The organism is Fictibacillus phosphorivorans (genome assembly GCF_007673525.1).
Classification (GTDB): domain Bacteria; phylum Bacillota; class Bacilli; order Bacillales; family Fictibacillaceae; genus Fictibacillus; species Fictibacillus phosphorivorans_C.
In genome coordinates, this window is the sequence record NZ_VDZU01000001.1 from 741,210 (window position 1) to 757,312 (window position 16,103).

The following is a 16,103-nucleotide window of genomic DNA, read 5'->3' on the forward strand; positions in this document are numbered from 1 at the left end:
TTTTTAATCAATATGTTTAATTAGAAATTCCGCATACTCTTTTGCACCAGTGAGCGTTAAATGCACACCATCGCTACCAATGTATTCAGGGTGAGATTCACTCATCTCAAACCAGTCTACGACTTTAACGTGTTTGTACTCATGTGCAACATTTGTGATCGTCTCATTCACTTCCCGCTGCCAAGGCTTAGGAACACGCGCTGTAATCATATAAATATCTCGATCACCGATTATTTCAATTAAGTTATGCATTCTTTTTTCAGAAAGTGGTCCGTTCGCTCCAAGCTCAATGACAACAATTTCTCCTAAACTGCCTGAGCTTTTCTTCTGTTGAACAAGATCTTCTGCTTCTCTAAACTGGCGTCCAATCTTCGCGTCCACTTTAGCATTCGGGAATACTTCCTCGATGTGAGGTGTCACATCAATCATGACGGAGTCACCGATAACAGAGAGTGAGCGTGTATCTTGAGCAGGTTGTTTTTCTTCATCTGTTTCTTCATTGTTTGATGGTGCTTCTTCTGAAGGTTTTTCTTCAGGTTTTTCGTCTTCTTTTGGCGTCTCAGGCTTCGGTTCTGGTCTCACCGTATTCTCTGGCGGTGGCTCTTCATTGCCGACTTTGTCTTGTATAGCAGAAATTACTTTACCTTTACTTAACGCTACTGAAGTTGTCGTGAAGCCGATTGCAGATACGCACATGAAAAGGCCAAGAATACAAGCTGTTAACACAAAACGTCCGATAAACGATCGCTCACGTTTCCATTCACCGCGTTTCACCACTCTACAGAATCTCGATAGAGCACCTTTACGAATTGGGTTTTCGATGTATTTCCAAGATAGGTTAGCTAGAACTAAGATGAGTACAATCTGAAATGTCGTTCTAAAAAAGCTTGGCGAATCCGCTCCCCATTGAGGGCTCGTCAGAACAATTACTGGGAAGTGCCACAGATAGATGCCGTACGAACGGATACCTACCCAGCGTAACGGTTTAAAGCTCAACCACGTGTTGAGTCTGCTTGATGGGTGAACCATAACGGCTACTACTAAAAGAGCGGCAACAGATATCGCGACCATTCCACCTTGGTAGAGAAAGTCTTGATATTGATCCGTGCTTGCGAACATGTAAAAGATAAAAGCGAGTGCGGATAGTCCGACAAAGTCTAGTTTCCAACGAATTTCTGGTGGTAGAGTACTAGACAGTTTGCGGCTTGGCCAGATGACAGCAAGACTTGCTCCTAGTAGAAGGGAGAACACGCGCGTATCTGTTCCGTAATAGATACGGCTTGGGTCTGCACCTGGTTCGTACAGAAGTGTCATAGCTGCTGCTGAGATAAGTGCACCTGCTAGCATCATAGAAAACAGGGAACCTTCACGAACTTTCATTTTTAATAGAACGATAATGACTAAAGGCCATAAGATATAAAATTGTTCTTCCACCGCTAGACTCCAAAAGTGGGTTAGTAGGGAAGGGGGTCCAAAGCTTTCAAAATACGAAAGATCTTGGAATATATACCACCAGTTGCTTACATAAAGAATGGCTGCAACGGTATCTTCTTCAAGTTTTTCAAGCATGGATGGCTCGAACAAGGTTACGTATGTGATGACGACGAGAAGCATCGTAAACATGGCTGGCAATAACCTTCGGGCTCGGCGGATCCAGAAGTTTTTAAAGTTAATAGAATTTGTTGTTACATATTCAGTGATTAATAGATCGGTTATTAGATATCCTGATAAAACAAAAAAGACAGTAACCCCTAGTAGACCGCCTGCCGCCCATTCAAAATTCAGGTGATAGGCGATAACTGCAAGTACGGCGATGGCTCTGAGCCCATCCAGGCCAGTTATGTATCTGTTTCTGTGTAGAGGTTGTTCCATGGCTTTCGTTTGCTTAACGGTTGAGTTAGGCTGTTGGCTGCGTTTTCGTTGTTGCTTCGATTGTCGGTGTTTCATTACTGCCAGAATCCTCTCGTTTTCAATTTTTCATTTTTTAGAGTATGTATTGCTATATGTAAATGCCGCAGACATTATTGGTCATTTTTCTACATTTTTTATGTTCCTAAGCAACTATTTTACAATAAATAATTAGAAGATTGAGTAGTTTCATAGAATTGTAATAAAATTTTTTTCTGGACTTCTGTCTTTACTCTTCCTCAACAATTTTTTGATTAATCCGATATAAATTTTAGAGAAAATAAAAGGGGCGATGAAGGTGGAACTGCAATCGATTAGTTCTCCTGTATTTCAAAAGTCTGAGCCTGTGCTTAAAAGCCAAAACCAACCAGAACAAACGACTCAAGCCGAAGCTTCAGTACAGAGTAAACCAGCGAAAGAATCACTAGAAAAAGTGATTGATGCGATGAACGATATGTTAAAGCCAACACACACTTCTTCAAAATTTGTGCTTCACGAAAAGTTGAACGATTATTACGTTCAGGTCGTGGACGAAGTGACACAAGAGGTGCTCAAGGAGATTCCAAACAAAAAGTTCCTTGATATGTATGCAGATATGATTGACTTTATGGGTATTTTTGTAGATAAAAAAATTTAGGGACGGTGATGAACCGTGAGTATGAGAATTGGCGGATTAGCCAGCGGAATGGACATCGATACGATCGTTGGGGACTTAATGAAAGCAGAGCGCATCCCACTCGATAAACTAGCGCAGAAAAAGACAACGCTAGAATGGCAACGTGATGATTATCGTTCGATGAATAAGCTACTGACAGATCTCGATCGTTTCGTTTTAGACGGAATCGCTCTTCAAGGGACATTTAATAAGAAAACGGTAACAAGCACGAATCCAAATGCGGTAACTGCAACTGCAGCGGGAAGTGCTTCTAATATTACATCAAACATTAAGGTTACTCAGCTGGCAACAGCAAGGAACTGGGTATCTGCGCCGATTTTAGATGCTGGCGTTAAGGCCAAAGGTACCGAGCTATTAAAAGATGTTAATGCAGCATTTGGAACAACACCCATTGAACTGAAATTTAAAGTTCAAAAACCAGGAAGCACAACGCTAGAAGCTGAGAAAACAATTTCAATTGACCCAACAAAGGATACTCTAGAGTCTGTTGCGAAGAAATTTTCAGAAGCAGGGCTTGAAATGTCTGCATTCTATGATGAATCTACAGGGAAATTTGCAATTTCAAATAACTTAACAGGTAAAGGTTCGAATCTCTCTCTTGAAAGTGCTGATACAGTTACGTTCTTTTCTAATCTTGGTTTTTCAATTGATGGGAAAAATCTTGGTGCAGCAAACTCTGACAATGGAGTAAACGCTAAATTCGATCTTAATGGGATTACTGGGATAGAGCGCACATCCAACAACTTCACAATCAGCGGGGTTTCCTATTCACTAAAAGCAGTAGGAGAATCCACCATTAGCTCAACTACAGATACTGAAGGTGTAATCACTTCCATTAAAGATTTTGTAAAGAAATACAACGAAACGATTGAAGCGATCAATAAAAAGACTGCTGAAACTAAGTACCGTGATTTTCCTCCTCTAACGGATGCACAGCGTAAAGACTTATCTGAAAAAGAAGCGGAACTGTGGGATGAGAAGGCGAAGAGCGGGATGCTGCGTGGAGATTCTATCCTATCGAGTGGTTTGAACACGATGCGTTCGGTTTTATATGCCTCTGTTAATACAGGAGACACGAAATATGATCAGCTTTCTGAGATCGGAATCACAACTTCTCGTAACTACCTCGATAAAGGGAAACTAGAGATCGATGATAAGAAACTAAGAGAAGCATTAGCGGCGAATCCTGAAGCTGTAATGAAGATGTTCACTGGCGATAGCACAAATAACGTGGAAGGCATTGCGAAAAAACTGCGTGCCTCGATTGATCAGACTGTCGACAAAATTGAATTAAAAGCTGGAAACGCGCTTCGTACAAATGCTCAGTTTACGCTAGGTAAAGAGCTAACTGATGTAGATAAGCGTATTTCAGCTTTCGAAGATCGGTTGAAGCAGGTGGAAGACCGCTATTGGCGCCAATTTTCAGCAATGGAAACAGCCATTCAACGTTCAAATCAGCAATCAGCTTACTTAATGCAGCAGTTTGGCGGCGGACAGTAATTTTAAACCAAAAAGGAGTGTTACCTTTACATGTCCATACTCAACGCAAACAAGGCGTATCAAAATAACTCAGTCCAAACGGCGTCTCCCGGCGAGTTGACGCTCATGCTCTATAACGGATGTTTAAAATTTATCGGTCTCGCGCGAACAGGGATCGAGCTTAAGAATACAGAACAAAAGAATACAAATCTATTAAAAGCACAAAAAATCATTCAAGAATTGATGGTCACGCTGAATATGGACCTTGAAGTATCAAAGTCATTAATGACGATGTACGATTACATCAACCGTCGTCTGATTGAAGCAAACATTCAAAATGACGTGAAGATCTTGGATGAAGTGGAAGACTATGTGCTGGATTTCCGCAATACGTGGAAAGAAGTGATCCAGATCAACCGCCGCATGCAACATGGCGAAACAGGGCGCGTGTGATGCCTGTCGTAAAAATTCTGCTTGAGATTACGAAGAACCTGTATGATCATGTGAGCGCAGGTTTGCCGAAAGAAGAGCGCGAAATCTATATCGATCGTTTAAATGAACTGCTCGATCAGCGTCAAGCGACAATTAGCAACTTACCTGCCACGTATTCGGAAGACGAACAGCGTATGGGGCGTTTGATCGTAAAGATGAATGAGACGATTGATCCTCTTTTAACGCGGCAGTTTGAAGAGATTAAGCACAATCTTTCAACGATGAAGAGAAAGAAAGAAAAAAACACCCACTACGCGAACCCCTATCAGTCGGTTTCAGTGGATGGGATGTATTTTGATAAAAAGAATTAACGTAAAGGCACTTGCTGTGGATTAGCGGAGTGCCTTTTTTACGTTTGAAATCACTAGATTACAAATGCCTCAAATACCTCTCCGGACTCTCCAAAAAGTTTTTCGTGATCTGCACATGTTCCAGTTCTTCGTAAGGAGTTGGAGCGGGTGGCAGGGAATCGAGACTGATGATTTCTGCACTGGGATAGGCCATTAAGATGGGTGAATGAGTCGCAATAATGAACTGTGCGTTTTGTTGCTCCATCTCTTTTAACATCGATATAAAACTTAACTGTTTCATAGGGGAGAGCGGGACCTCAGGCTCGTCGAGAATATATAAGCCGTTCGGGCGAAAGCGTGATTGAAAGAAATCTAAAAAACGTTCTCCATGTGATCGAAACTCGAGACCATCATTATAAAGTTCCTTGAGTTCAGATAGCGTTCGATTGTGTGGAAGGGATGCAAGGCTCTTGGCATAAGCAGACTTGTCTTTGTACTCCACTTCAATGTTAGCTAATTCTTGTAATGCGGTTTCCTTCATTTCCGCTGCACGCCTCACAAAGCTAACAAAGTCTTCTGCGTTTAGAAAGAATCCTTTTTTCGTTTTCACACTCCACGTCAATTTTAACTGTTTGGCTAATTTTTTGATGGAGGCGTTCTCTTTTTCTGAACGATTAATCTGAACAGAACCCGCTTGATCTGCGATTGCCTCGAGCAACGTTGATTTACCTGTTCCATTTTCACCTACTAAGATGGTTACAGGTTTTTGAAAGTGAAGAGACTCTAAGGATTGAAGAAGCGGAAGTTGAAATGGATATCCTTCTTGTTTTTTTTCTTTTATATATAGAATTGATTTTAAAATCACGAAAAAGCACCTCTTTCTCAAACGGTTCTTACTTCTAATTCTACCACTGAGTTTAGAGGTGCTTCTATATGGAATGGCTATTCGTTAACTGTAACTTTATCGTGAAGCTTCCCGGTATATACGGACTGTGGACGGTAAATCGTGTTGTCTTCTGCTTGTTCTAAAATATGAGCGGTCCATCCGACCATTCGACTTGCTGTAAAGGTAGGGGTGAATAAAGCAGGATCTAGTTCGATCGCCTTCATAATCGCTGCAGCGTAGAATTCAACGTTCGTATACAACGCTCTGCCTGGTTTGTATTCCTGTAGTAACGTTATTGCTGTTTTTTCTACTTCCAGCGCGAGATCTATCCACTCATCTTCACCGACCAACTCTAAAAGTTTTCCTTTTAGTGCAACTGCTCGTGGATCGTGTGTTTTATAAACACGATGTCCGAATCCCATGAGCTTCTCACCATTCTCCAATTTACCTCGTATCACTTGTTCAGCACTTCCAGCTTTTCTAATTTCGTCTAGCAAGTCAATGACCGCTGAAGGTGCTCCGCCATGAAGAGGTCCTTTCATCGTTCCAATCGCAGATGTTGCGGCTGAAACCATATCCGATTCGGTCGATGCTGTAACCCGAGCCGAAAAAGTGGAAGCGTTCATTCCGTGCTCGAGCGTTAGGATCATGTATGTTTCAAGTGCTAGTTTATGGGCTTTACTCGGTATGTCACCTGTAAGCATATATAGGTAGTTTTCAACATGGCTTAACTCGGTAGATGGCTCAACAAAAGGCTTACCATTTAAAAGACGTGTCCAATAGCAAATGACGGTCGGAACAAGACTCGTTAACCGAATTGCTTGTGAAACGGTTGGCTTCCAACCATAACTAGATACACCTTCAGATGAAATGGCCGTTCGGATTACACTCATCAAATTCATGTCTTTAGGCAGGTGATCTAAGATACTTTTAATATGAAGAGGAAGCTCACGATTTCTTATAAGTTCGCTTTTGAGATTTTGTAATTGTTCATCGTTAGGTAGTTTACCGAACCAAAGAAGGTGTGCCACTTCTTCAAACGAAAAACGTGAAGTAAGGTCACCAATCTCATAACCTCTATAAATAAGTTTGCCCTCTGTTCCATCAATATGGCTGATCGCTGTCTCCGCTGCAACGATTCCTTTAAGTCCTTTTTGCATCATGGTTTTCACTCCTTCCATTATTTAGTACCATTGTATAAAATGAAATTGATATAAGATATTAATTGTTTTTAATTGATTTGATAAGAAAAGTTAATCAGAAGGGATTGAAGAAGGATGGAGTTCTCTTGGCTACAAACTTTTATTACTGCGGCAGAATGCGAAAATTTTAGAAGAACGTCTGAAATTCTTCATGTTTCTCAGCCCTCTGTTTCTGTACATATTAAAATGCTGGAATCTGAATTAGGGATGTCACTATTTTTACGAGATGGCAGAAGAGTGAAGTTAACGGCGGAAGGGAGAAGGTACCTGCAGCATGCAAGAAAGCTGATGGAAGTGTATGAAAGTGGACTAGAAGATCTAAACGCGTTTCAACAAGGCTATGATACGAAGCTTTGTATCGGAATCTCACCGCTTATTGCAGATACGATTCTGCCTTCTGTTTTGAAACGATATGTAAAGGCTAATCCCGATGTGGAGATTTCGATAAAAATTATTGATTCAGAAGATATTGAGAGAGCGGTTTTAAACGAGGATGTGGACCTTGGGCTTTCTTGTTTAGGAAGTTCACATGCTGAGATTACGAGTCAGATGCTTTATCAAGACAAGATCGTATTAGTGGCACCGCACGATGGGCTGGATTTTGAAGCAGCGCCGCCCCTGGATGAAAAAGAAGTGCTGCTTTCAAACTATCTATTAACTCATAACCATCCAGGATATTGGGATGATCTTTGCAAACGTGTGAAATCCCGTTATCCCGGCGTTCGGATGATGAAGGTGTCTCAGATTCACATAACAAAACGTTTTATTGCAGAAGGGTTAGGAATCTCGTTCTTACCTTTATCAACAGTAAGAAGGGAGCTGTTAGAAGGACGATTGCTAGAGGTGGACTGTTATTCAGTGGACATTCCGAATGCTCATACCTATGCTTTAACGAAGTACAATCATGGGAAACAGAGAGAATTTTTGACGTATTTGTCTGGGTATCGGTTTTAAGCAGCTGGCAAGCTCGCTTTGTCGACTCGCGTTTATGTTGGCTTTTTTCGCGACAAAATGAAATTTCTCGTGAGATTAATAGTAATTTTCGTGAGATTATTCGTTGTTTCTGCGAGATTATTTGAAATCAAGCCATATCATTTATCTCTTTATCCCATAAACAATACAAACGACGCCTAACATGATCCAGATTAAGCTGCCGAATGATAATTTCGTTGATAATCCATAGATTCCAAGCGTCATCGTCGAGAAAAAGATGATCGGCCCGATGATGGAAAGCAGGGAATTGATGACGAGTGCTCGCTCTACCGTATTATAGTGCAGCATGAAAAGTGCTGCTGTAATCTCAAGGGTACCGGATAAAATACGAATGGCCGCCATAGCTAGTACGACTTTTTCAATCATTTGCAGCAACGTCCATTGCCTCCTTTTAAACAAATGTTTAATGGTCTTACGCTGTATAGTGCATTATATGTGGTCAAGCTCCGATTAGAAGTGTAAAAAAGTTGCTACTATTCCCACTCTTTGCAATTGAAGGACTATACAGGTAATGAAGATTTATTAGTGTATACTTGTCACTCAAGTCATTGTAAGGGGGAATAGGGATATGTTTGCAACATCAAATGGACCGCTCATTCAGGAGCCGATGGCGATTTTTGCATATCTAGTAGCACTAGTTGGCTTCGTATTCATCTTGGGCGAATCCAAAAACCACATTCTGCGGAAGTTTTTCCACTATGCGCCGCCACTGATCTGGACGTATTTTTTGCCGATGATCTCAACGACTCTTGGCATCATACCTTCAAGTTCTGATTTATACAGTTTTGTTTCCGCTTACATACTGCCGGTTGGACTGCTGTTATTGCTTTTATCTATCAATGTAAAAGCGACACTCAAACTTGGACCGAAAGCGATCCTCATGTTCTTAGCGGGAACGGTAGGGGTAATCGTTGGTGGACCAATAGCACTCGCGATCTTCCAGCCGTACTTGCCAGAGGACGCTTGGGCAGGTGTAGCTGCACTAGCGGGTAGCTGGATCGGGGGCTCTGCGAATATGGCAGCGCTCGTTGAAGCGGTGGACACACCAGAACATATTCTGTCACCAATCATCGTAGTTGATACGGTTGTAGGATACAGTTGGATGGGAATTATGATCGCACTTGCTGGGTACCAAGCTCGTTTTGACAAGTGGAACAAAGCCGATAACCGCATCATTGGAGAAGTGAACAAGCAGGTTGGTGAGCTTGAGAAAAAGAATGCTCGTCCGATCGCTGTTCCGCAATTGCTTGCGATTCTTGGTCTTGGTTTTGGTCTAGCATTTATAGTAGGGAAGTTTTCTGAGAAGTTGCCACAAGGAGATATTCTAAACACTGCTACTTGGACAATCATGATCATCTCTGCGATTGGTATCGTGCTATCTTTTACAAAGGTTCGTGAATTAGAAAATTACGGAGCGAGTAAAGTAGGGTACGCAGGGATCTATCTATTGCTTGCAACAATTGGGGCAAAAGCGAACCTGATCTATGTGGTGGAAGCACCTCAATATATTTTAATGGGAATCGTGTGGCTAGCTATTCATATTCTTTTCTTGTTCGCGGCAGCAAGGTTATTACGTTCACCTATGTTTTTCGTTGCGGTTGGATCACAAGGAAACATCGGTGGGACAAGCTCTGCACCTGTTGTAGCCTCTGTTTTCCAACCAGCGCTTGCACCAGTCGGCTTATTAATGGGCTTACTCGGTAACATTGTTGGAACGTATGGCGCAATTGTTTGTGCAAAGCTCGCACAGATGGTTTCACAGATGTAAATTTTTTTGAGGACCGTTCGATTTTGATCGGTTCTTTTTTTATGCTATTTGTATAATAGATGTCGAAAGTGTATTTTTATGCAAAATCAAACATGGAGATTTTTCGACAAAACTTCTCATTTTTCGCTAATCTTAAGCCTTTGACAACTTTTTTGGGTATATGTCATACTATAAAGTGTATAGAAGATCTATACAAAGATTCGCATGATGAAGGGATTGTGAAAGGCATGTTAGGAAAAGTAAAATGGTTTAACGCAGAAAAAGGTTTTGGATTTATTGAGCGCGAAGACGGAGACGATGTGTTCGTACACTTCTCTGCAATCAACACTGACGGATTCAAAAGCCTTGACGAAGGTCAGCAAGTCGAGTTTGATATTGTAGATGGAGCTCGTGGGCCTCAAGCGGCAAACGTAACTAAACTATAATTCAAGGCACTATGACCATACTTTTAATCCCGTCTGTTACCGCAGGCGGGTTTTTATTTCTAGAAAATATTTCATATTATGAATGATTAGTTTGCATCATTTCGCAATCACTGTTATGATGGTTATAGATTATTTTTGTTCGGCGTAAAAGATTGTATGAGTTTCGACTTTTCTTCTTTAGCAATACTTTGGGCAAGAGTAGCAATATATCGTGTGGTAACGCACTAGGAGGCAACAAACATGGAACAAGGTACAGTAAAATGGTTTAACGCAGAAAAAGGTTTCGGATTCATCGAGCGCGAAAACGGAGACGATGTATTCGTACATTTCTCAGCTATCCAATCTGATGGTTTCAAATCTTTAGACGAAGGTCAAAAAGTAACTTTCGAAGTTGAGCAAGGTGCTCGTGGCGCTCAAGCTGCTAACGTTCAAAAAGCATAAGCTTCGTTATACCAAAACAGGTTCTCTTTAGAGCCTGTTTTTTTGTTTGTCTAAAAAAATACATAAAAAAAACCCCACTCAAGGATCGAGTAGGGGGATGGAACAGGTTTTGTAAAAAGTTTAAAGCTTAAAAGGTTAATTCCTAGTATACCACATAGTTTGAAACTAAAAGAATGTAAGTGAAATTTATTTTTCCTTCAAATCTACATTGGTAAATATAAGCAATACGTTGATCTTCTCAAAGAAAAAAATATTTGAAAGAGTACAGAATGTATTTTTCCCCGGTAGTATAAGGTTTGTCAGCATTGTAAAGAATTTGTCGACAGTGTAAAAATATTGTCAAAATATTTTAAATGTTACGGAGGAATTCTTTTGGGGTATATCGAAATATATATACATCACCGAAAGGAGGAGTTAAGTTATGCATTTTAACATTCGTGGAGAAAACATCGAGGTGACTGAAGCCATTAGGGCTTACGTTGAGAAAAAGGTGACGAAACTCACAAAATACTTTAACGAAACTCCAAATTCTGAAGTACACGTCAATCTAAAGGTGTACAACAATGAACAATCCATTGAGGTTACGATACCGATGAAGGGCCTGCTGCTTCGTGCAGAGGAACGTCATTTGGATTTATACGCTGCGATTGATTTGGTGGTAGAAAAATTAGAGCGTCAAATTCGAAAGCACAAAACAAAAGTAAACCGTAAATTTAGAAATGCTGAAGGCACAAAGCATATGTTTGCTAACGGTACAGAAGGCGTATCAACGGCACTGTTAGAGGAAGAGGACGATTTCGAAATCGTACGTGAAAAGCGATTCGATCTGAAACCAATGGACACAGAGGAAGCCATTCTCCAAATGGGATTACTCGGCCATAATTTCTTCGTTTATAACAATGCTGAATCTGGTGAGATGAACGTCGTGTACAGACGTAAAGACGGCAAATATGGCCTGATTGCAGGAACGAACTAACATATACAAAACTAGACTACACACCCCATGACACTTTTGGGGTGTGTTTTAAATTTTTGGAAGTAAGGTTGCCGATAAAATTGAATTTTTGCCGATAAATTCTGAATCTCGCCGATAAAACTGCATTCTTGCCGATATTTTCAAAGTGAAGGAGCCGCTAACCATGAAAAACGATATCCTGTTAAAACAACTCGCAGCGTTTCGTCATAACACCATAAGCACTGTAGAAGGACTCACTGAAGAGGAAGCAGATTTTATTCCTGAGGGGTTTAACAACAACATTCGCTGGAACTTGGGGCATATTTTTTTGGATCAGTACGATTGGCTGTATCATAAGATCCGTGAAGATAATCCAGCACCGATTCATTATCGAGAGTTATTCGGTTATGGAACGAAGCCAGAGAATTGGCAGCAGACGCCCCCAACTCTTCAAGAACTTAGTCACCGTCTGATGGAGCAGGTTCAAGTGATTGGGGAGCAATTTGGTCATCGACTACATCAAGAATTAGATGAACCAACTGAACTAGGTATGAATACATTTGCAGAAGTGCTGCCCCGCACGTTTTATCATGAAGGTCTTCATTTAGGAACGATCCTCGCTATAAAAAAAGCGATTCACCTACAAAAACAAACACAAGCAAAATGAAAAAAGTGCAGACTCCACGTCTACACTTTTTCGTCTTTCCATACAGAAACATTTCTCAACTGAGTTTCACCACTGCGATTTAAATAACCATACGAATAAACCAATCCTACGAAATAAAAGACAAACAATAAATAAGCGGGTGAAAGATGAAAGTGGTTGTCGTACCCAATCATAAAATGTGTGCCAACGCCTGTTAGAAATCCTGGCAAACCACCGAGTGCCAGTGTCCACCACACCCATTTTGCTCCTTCACGATATCCCCATAACGCTATGGTTAACAATAAAAATCCTTCTGAGATCAAAGCACCGCCAAATCCAGCACGATCGTGTGCGATTAACGGAATTAACTTATCGTTGAACGCAGTGATTTGTTCAGGTGTAAGTGCGAAGAACATTAAGTCTTCTTTTACAAAAACTCCGTTCATTCCGATGATGGAAATCACGATTCCCGCAGAGAGCAAGCACATACCTGATACGATAAATAAGCTCTGCCCAAGCTGACTTCTTTTCCAAGATAACGTGTTATAGAGATTCAACCCTTTTGATCCCGTAGTGAGCTTTCGAGATTGATAAAGCCCATAAAGGAAAAAGGGAAGGATGATTAAATAATAGATAAAGTGAAGCTTGTCAAAATAGCCGAAGCCCATAAAATAAAAGATGTTTAAGAAACCAAGAGCTGCAGCAATCAAATATGCCTTTTTTGCCAAATGTTCCCCTTTTCGAATCCCGTGATACGAAAGCTGCATGAACATGAAACCTGCCGAAATCATAACACCTGCCAGACAAATCCGGTCATGAGACATGAAATGAAACAGGTGATGACTGAACCTTTGAATCTCTTCTTTTTGTATGCCTAAATATTGTTCATCATACGCTAGAAGAACTTCTGTTAGTCCGATGATTAAAGCGATGATGCCTGCGATGAATACGCCAAGTCCCATCAGGAAAAAGGAGATCCAACCTGTTTGTTCAGCGGGTTTAGAAATAGGCTGTTGTTCATACAAAATTCGTTCGTTGATGCGCTTCGGAAGACCTGGTCCGGAATAAACAAATCCGCTATGAAGCTGTATGAGAGATGCGCCTTCATGAAAAAGTTCCATCGCATCACTCGGTTCATGGACGCCACCAGAAGCAATGATGGGCTTGTTATAAGGTAAGAGCTGTTGAATACTTTCTTTTAGATGATGCATTTCCATTTGTCCGAGTTCAATGCCTTCATCACTTTCAATTCCTTCTCGAATGATAAAACCGTCTACAGCAACATCTTCCGTAACAGACTTCACTTTTTGATGAGTAAGTTCCAACAGAAGGGGTTTTAATGTAGATTCCCGAATTTCCTCCAAAAAAGAAATACCTTTCACATCGATAACAAAGAAAGCCGCATTTTCATCGAGTCTTTGAACAAGCTTTTCGTATTCTTGCAGTGATTCTCCCTTGATCGTTATCCCCAGTGGGATTGTCGCATTCTTCATAGATTGAAGTTTTACTATAGTTGCATCCAAACCTAAATTGTCATGAAGGTTTTCATACGAAAATTTTTCTTTTGCAACATCTCGTAAAATAGGCTTTTTTGTTTTCTGCGGCAAAGCGGTAATCGGTCCTACTTCAATAAAACCAAAGCCAAGGTTGGTGAATGCTTGAGTCCCATTCAGATGAGTGTCTAATGCACCACTAATCCCAACAGGTGAAGGAAAGGTGATCCCAGCAACCATCCTCTCTAATTCTTTACTTGGCTGCATATGACCGAAGAATTGTATGATTTTATCTCCAAACGGCAGTTTGGCGAGGGTGTTCATCGTATGTAAGGTGAGATCGCGGCTTCTTTCTGATTTCATGCGAAACAGAAGTGGCTTGAAACAAGTATGATAAGACCAATCAGGCATAAGTAAACACTCCTTTTTATGCCGTTTTTTAATAAGTGTATCGCAAAAACTGGATGATATTTCAAACTTTTTTCAAACGAAAAATATTTTTCGTGTTTTTCTGCGTTTTGTTCTGAGGAATCTGTTTTAACAGCAGGATTTTGAAGTAGGTAAGGGGAACTAGTGAGTAACAAGAAAACGCTTACACTAATGACTATGTTTACTATTTAAGGAGGAGAAGTAGTTATGATGATGAATGTGCCTTTTCGAGTTACGAGTATGCTAGAGCATGCGGAGCGGTATTTTGCGAAAAAGGAAGTAACGAGCCGTACGATGTCTGGAATCAGGAAATTCAATTACCGGGAGATCGGTGAACGAACACGCAGGCTTTCGAGCGCGCTAAAGCGCCTTGGTATTCAAAAAGGTGAGCGGGTTGGAACACTTGCATGGAACCACCACCGTCATCTAGAAGCTTATTTCGCCATCCCAGGTGTTGAAGCTGTTCTTCACACGATCAATATCCGACTTTCCCCTCAGCATATTGCATACATTATCAATCACGCCGATGACCAGATCTTGTTCGTAGATCAGGATATCCTGCCTCTTGTTGAAGCACTTAAAGACCATATTCCTAATGTAAAAGCGTTTATATTGATGACCGATGAAGACGAGCTACCGCAATCGCCACTTCAGCCTCTCTATCATTATGAAAAACTAGTAGAAGCTGGTGATCCGGTTTACGAATTTCCGCAGGATGTCAATGAGAACGATCCAGTCGGGATGTGCTATACATCGGCAACGACAGGAAATCCAAAAGGCGTAACGTACACGCACCGCTCGACCGTACTACATTCGATGTCACTAGGACTTGCCGATGGCGGTTCTGTATCAGAAAGTGATGTTCTTATGCCAGTTGTACCGATGTTCCACGTAAATGCTTGGGGACTTCCGTATGCGGCAACCTGGTTCGGTTCGAAGCAAGTGATGCCTGGACCGCGATTCACGCCACAGCTTTTAGCGGAACTGATTGAGATGGAAAAAGTAACCTTTGCTGCAGGTGTACCAACGATTTGGATGGGGCTTCTTCAAGAACTCGAACAGAATAGTTATGATACTTCTAGTCTTCGAGCGGTTATTTGCGGAGGATCTGCTGCACCAAAAGGGATGATAAAAACGTTCGAGGAAAAACATAATATTCCGTTCATGCATGCTTATGGAATGACAGAAACGAGTCCACTTGTAATCGCAACGCGACTGAAAACCTATCAAGCAGATTTGGACGAAGAAACGAAATTTGATTACAAAGCGAAACAAGGTTATGTCGTGCAAGGTGTTGAGATGAAAGTAATCGGTGCGAACGGGGAAGTGAAGTGGGACGGCCACGAGATGGGCGAGCTCTTGCTGCGTTCGAACTGGATCGCGGATGAATATTATAACGATGATCGAACAGAAGGTACGTTCAACGATGGATGGCTTCATACCGGGGATGTGGTTACGGTAGATGAAGAAGGATTCGTGAAGATCGTCGACCGGACGAAGGATCTCATCAAGAGCGGTGGTGAGTGGATATCATCCGTTGATCTAGAGAATGCGATCATGGCGTTTCCAGATGTTTTTGAAGCGTCCGTTATCGCGGTGCCTCACCCTGAATGGCAGGAGCGACCACTCGCATGTGTCGTGTTGAAGCCTGAGGCAAAAGGAAAAGTGCCAAAAGAAGATATTGTTGAGTTTTTGAGGCCGCAGTTTGCAAAATGGTGGATTCCAGACGATATCGTGTTCATGGATGAGATCCCGAAAACGTCGGTTGGTAAGTTTTTAAAGCGGACGTTGCGTGATCAGTTGAAAGACCATTATATGACGACCGCGAAATCGTAAAAATGTATGCAGAGAACTTCTCAAAAGTTTGAGAAGTTCTTTTTTTTGCGAAGGGGAAGAGAATAATCGCCTATAAATTTGTGAGCTATAGGAAAAAAGTATGTATCTGCTGGACACAAAGTCATTATGTCTACCTCAAAAATACATCATAAAATATATTCACAGATAGCTGCTTTTTATTCAC

The 16,103-nt window shown here is 41.3% G+C and carries 16 protein-coding genes; 11 read left to right on the forward strand and 5 right to left on the reverse strand.

All coding sequences use genetic code 11. The annotated features are described in order from the left end of the window. Nucleotides 1-3 precede the first annotated feature (3 nt). Nucleotides 4-1,947 carry an acyltransferase family protein gene (locus tag FS458_RS03460; protein ID WP_260858310.1) on the reverse strand — a complete coding sequence of 648 codons (1,944 nt, stop codon included), beginning with the start codon at nt 1,945-1,947 and terminating at the stop codon, nt 4-6. Nucleotides 1,948-2,206: 259 nt separating this feature from the next. Between FS458_RS03460 and flaG the strand changes: the two genes are divergently transcribed. The 4 genes from flaG to FS458_RS03480 are packed head-to-tail and all read left to right on the forward strand — an operon-like array spanning nt 2,207 to nt 4,866. After that, complete coding sequence (gene flaG, locus FS458_RS03465) at nt 2,207-2,545, forward strand: flagellar protein FlaG (RefSeq protein ID WP_260858312.1); 339 nt, start codon at nt 2,207-2,209, stop codon at nt 2,543-2,545. A 21-nt stretch (nt 2,546-2,566) separates the two neighbouring features. Then, nucleotides 2,567-4,084, forward strand: a complete 1,518-nt coding sequence (locus FS458_RS03470; RefSeq protein WP_144703251.1) for a flagellar hook-associated protein 2 — start codon at nt 2,567-2,569, stop codon at nt 4,082-4,084. A gap of 30 nt (nt 4,085-4,114) precedes the next feature. Beyond that, nucleotides 4,115-4,516, forward strand: coding sequence for a flagellar export chaperone FliS (gene fliS, locus FS458_RS03475; protein WP_066397945.1), 402 nt, complete (start codon nt 4,115-4,117; stop codon nt 4,514-4,516). Further along, entirely contained in the window at nt 4,516-4,866 is a 351-nt protein-coding gene (locus FS458_RS03480) for a flagellar protein FliT (RefSeq protein ID WP_144697877.1), read from the forward strand. The genes fliS and FS458_RS03480 overlap by 1 nt, the downstream gene beginning before the upstream one ends. 58 nt (nt 4,867-4,924) lie before the next feature. Here FS458_RS03480 and FS458_RS03485 read toward each other — a convergent pair whose 3' ends face one another. Beyond that, nucleotides 4,925-5,710 carry an AAA family ATPase gene (locus FS458_RS03485; protein ID WP_144697879.1) on the reverse strand — a complete coding sequence of 262 codons (786 nt, stop codon included), beginning with the start codon at nt 5,708-5,710 and terminating at the stop codon, nt 4,925-4,927. A 77-nt stretch (nt 5,711-5,787) separates the two neighbouring features. Beyond that, on the reverse strand, nt 5,788-6,894 hold the full coding sequence (locus tag FS458_RS03490; protein WP_144697881.1) for a citrate synthase/methylcitrate synthase: 1,107 nt from the start codon (nt 6,892-6,894) through the stop codon (nt 5,788-5,790). 114 nt (nt 6,895-7,008) lie between these two features. Between FS458_RS03490 and FS458_RS03495 the strand changes: the two genes are divergently transcribed. Further along, nucleotides 7,009-7,887 (forward strand): LysR family transcriptional regulator, encoded by an 879-nt coding sequence (locus tag FS458_RS03495; protein WP_144697883.1) that lies wholly within the window; start codon nt 7,009-7,011, stop codon nt 7,885-7,887. A 141-nt stretch (nt 7,888-8,028) separates the two neighbouring features. Here FS458_RS03495 and FS458_RS03500 read toward each other — a convergent pair whose 3' ends face one another. Continuing rightward, the gene (locus FS458_RS03500) at nt 8,029-8,292 is read right to left on the reverse strand and encodes a YqhV family protein (protein ID WP_171005664.1); all 264 of its coding nucleotides are present in this window, start codon (nt 8,290-8,292) and stop codon (nt 8,029-8,031) included. Between the two features lie 202 nt (nt 8,293-8,494). Here FS458_RS03500 and FS458_RS03505 point away from each other — a divergent pair, with 202 nt between their 5' ends. The 5 genes from FS458_RS03505 (at nt 8,495) to FS458_RS03525 (ending at nt 12,182) form a co-directional block, all read left to right on the forward strand. Continuing rightward, on the forward strand, nt 8,495-9,694 hold the full coding sequence (locus tag FS458_RS03505; protein WP_144697885.1) for a DUF819 domain-containing protein: 1,200 nt from the start codon (nt 8,495-8,497) through the stop codon (nt 9,692-9,694). 227 nt (nt 9,695-9,921) lie between these two features. Next, entirely contained in the window at nt 9,922-10,119 is a 198-nt protein-coding gene (locus tag FS458_RS03510) for a cold shock domain-containing protein (protein WP_066245425.1), read from the forward strand. A gap of 240 nt (nt 10,120-10,359) precedes the next feature. Continuing rightward, the gene (gene cspC, locus FS458_RS03515; protein ID WP_066397937.1) at nt 10,360-10,560 is read left to right on the forward strand and encodes a cold shock protein CspC; all 201 of its coding nucleotides are present in this window, start codon (nt 10,360-10,362) and stop codon (nt 10,558-10,560) included. A gap of 421 nt (nt 10,561-10,981) precedes the next feature. Beyond that, nucleotides 10,982-11,536 carry a ribosome hibernation-promoting factor, HPF/YfiA family gene (gene hpf, locus FS458_RS03520; protein WP_144697887.1) on the forward strand — a complete coding sequence of 185 codons (555 nt, stop codon included), beginning with the start codon at nt 10,982-10,984 and terminating at the stop codon, nt 11,534-11,536. A 163-nt stretch (nt 11,537-11,699) separates the two neighbouring features. Further along, a complete protein-coding gene (locus FS458_RS03525) occupies nt 11,700-12,182 on the forward strand; it encodes a DinB family protein (protein ID WP_144697889.1) in 483 nt (160 codons plus the stop codon). Nucleotides 12,183-12,202: 20 nt separating this feature from the next. On the opposite strand, the gene FS458_RS03530 is transcribed toward FS458_RS03525, so the two are convergent. Further along, nucleotides 12,203-14,065 (reverse strand): dihydroorotate dehydrogenase, encoded by a 1,863-nt coding sequence (locus tag FS458_RS03530; RefSeq protein WP_144697891.1) that lies wholly within the window; start codon nt 14,063-14,065, stop codon nt 12,203-12,205. Between the two features lie 225 nt (nt 14,066-14,290). On the opposite strand from FS458_RS03530, the gene FS458_RS03535 reads away from it, so the two are divergent. Further along, nucleotides 14,291-15,919: a long-chain fatty acid--CoA ligase gene (locus FS458_RS03535; protein ID WP_186320432.1), complete on the forward strand. Its 1,629-nt coding sequence runs from the start codon at nt 14,291-14,293 to the stop codon at nt 15,917-15,919. The last annotated feature ends 184 nt before the right edge of the window (nt 15,920-16,103 follow it).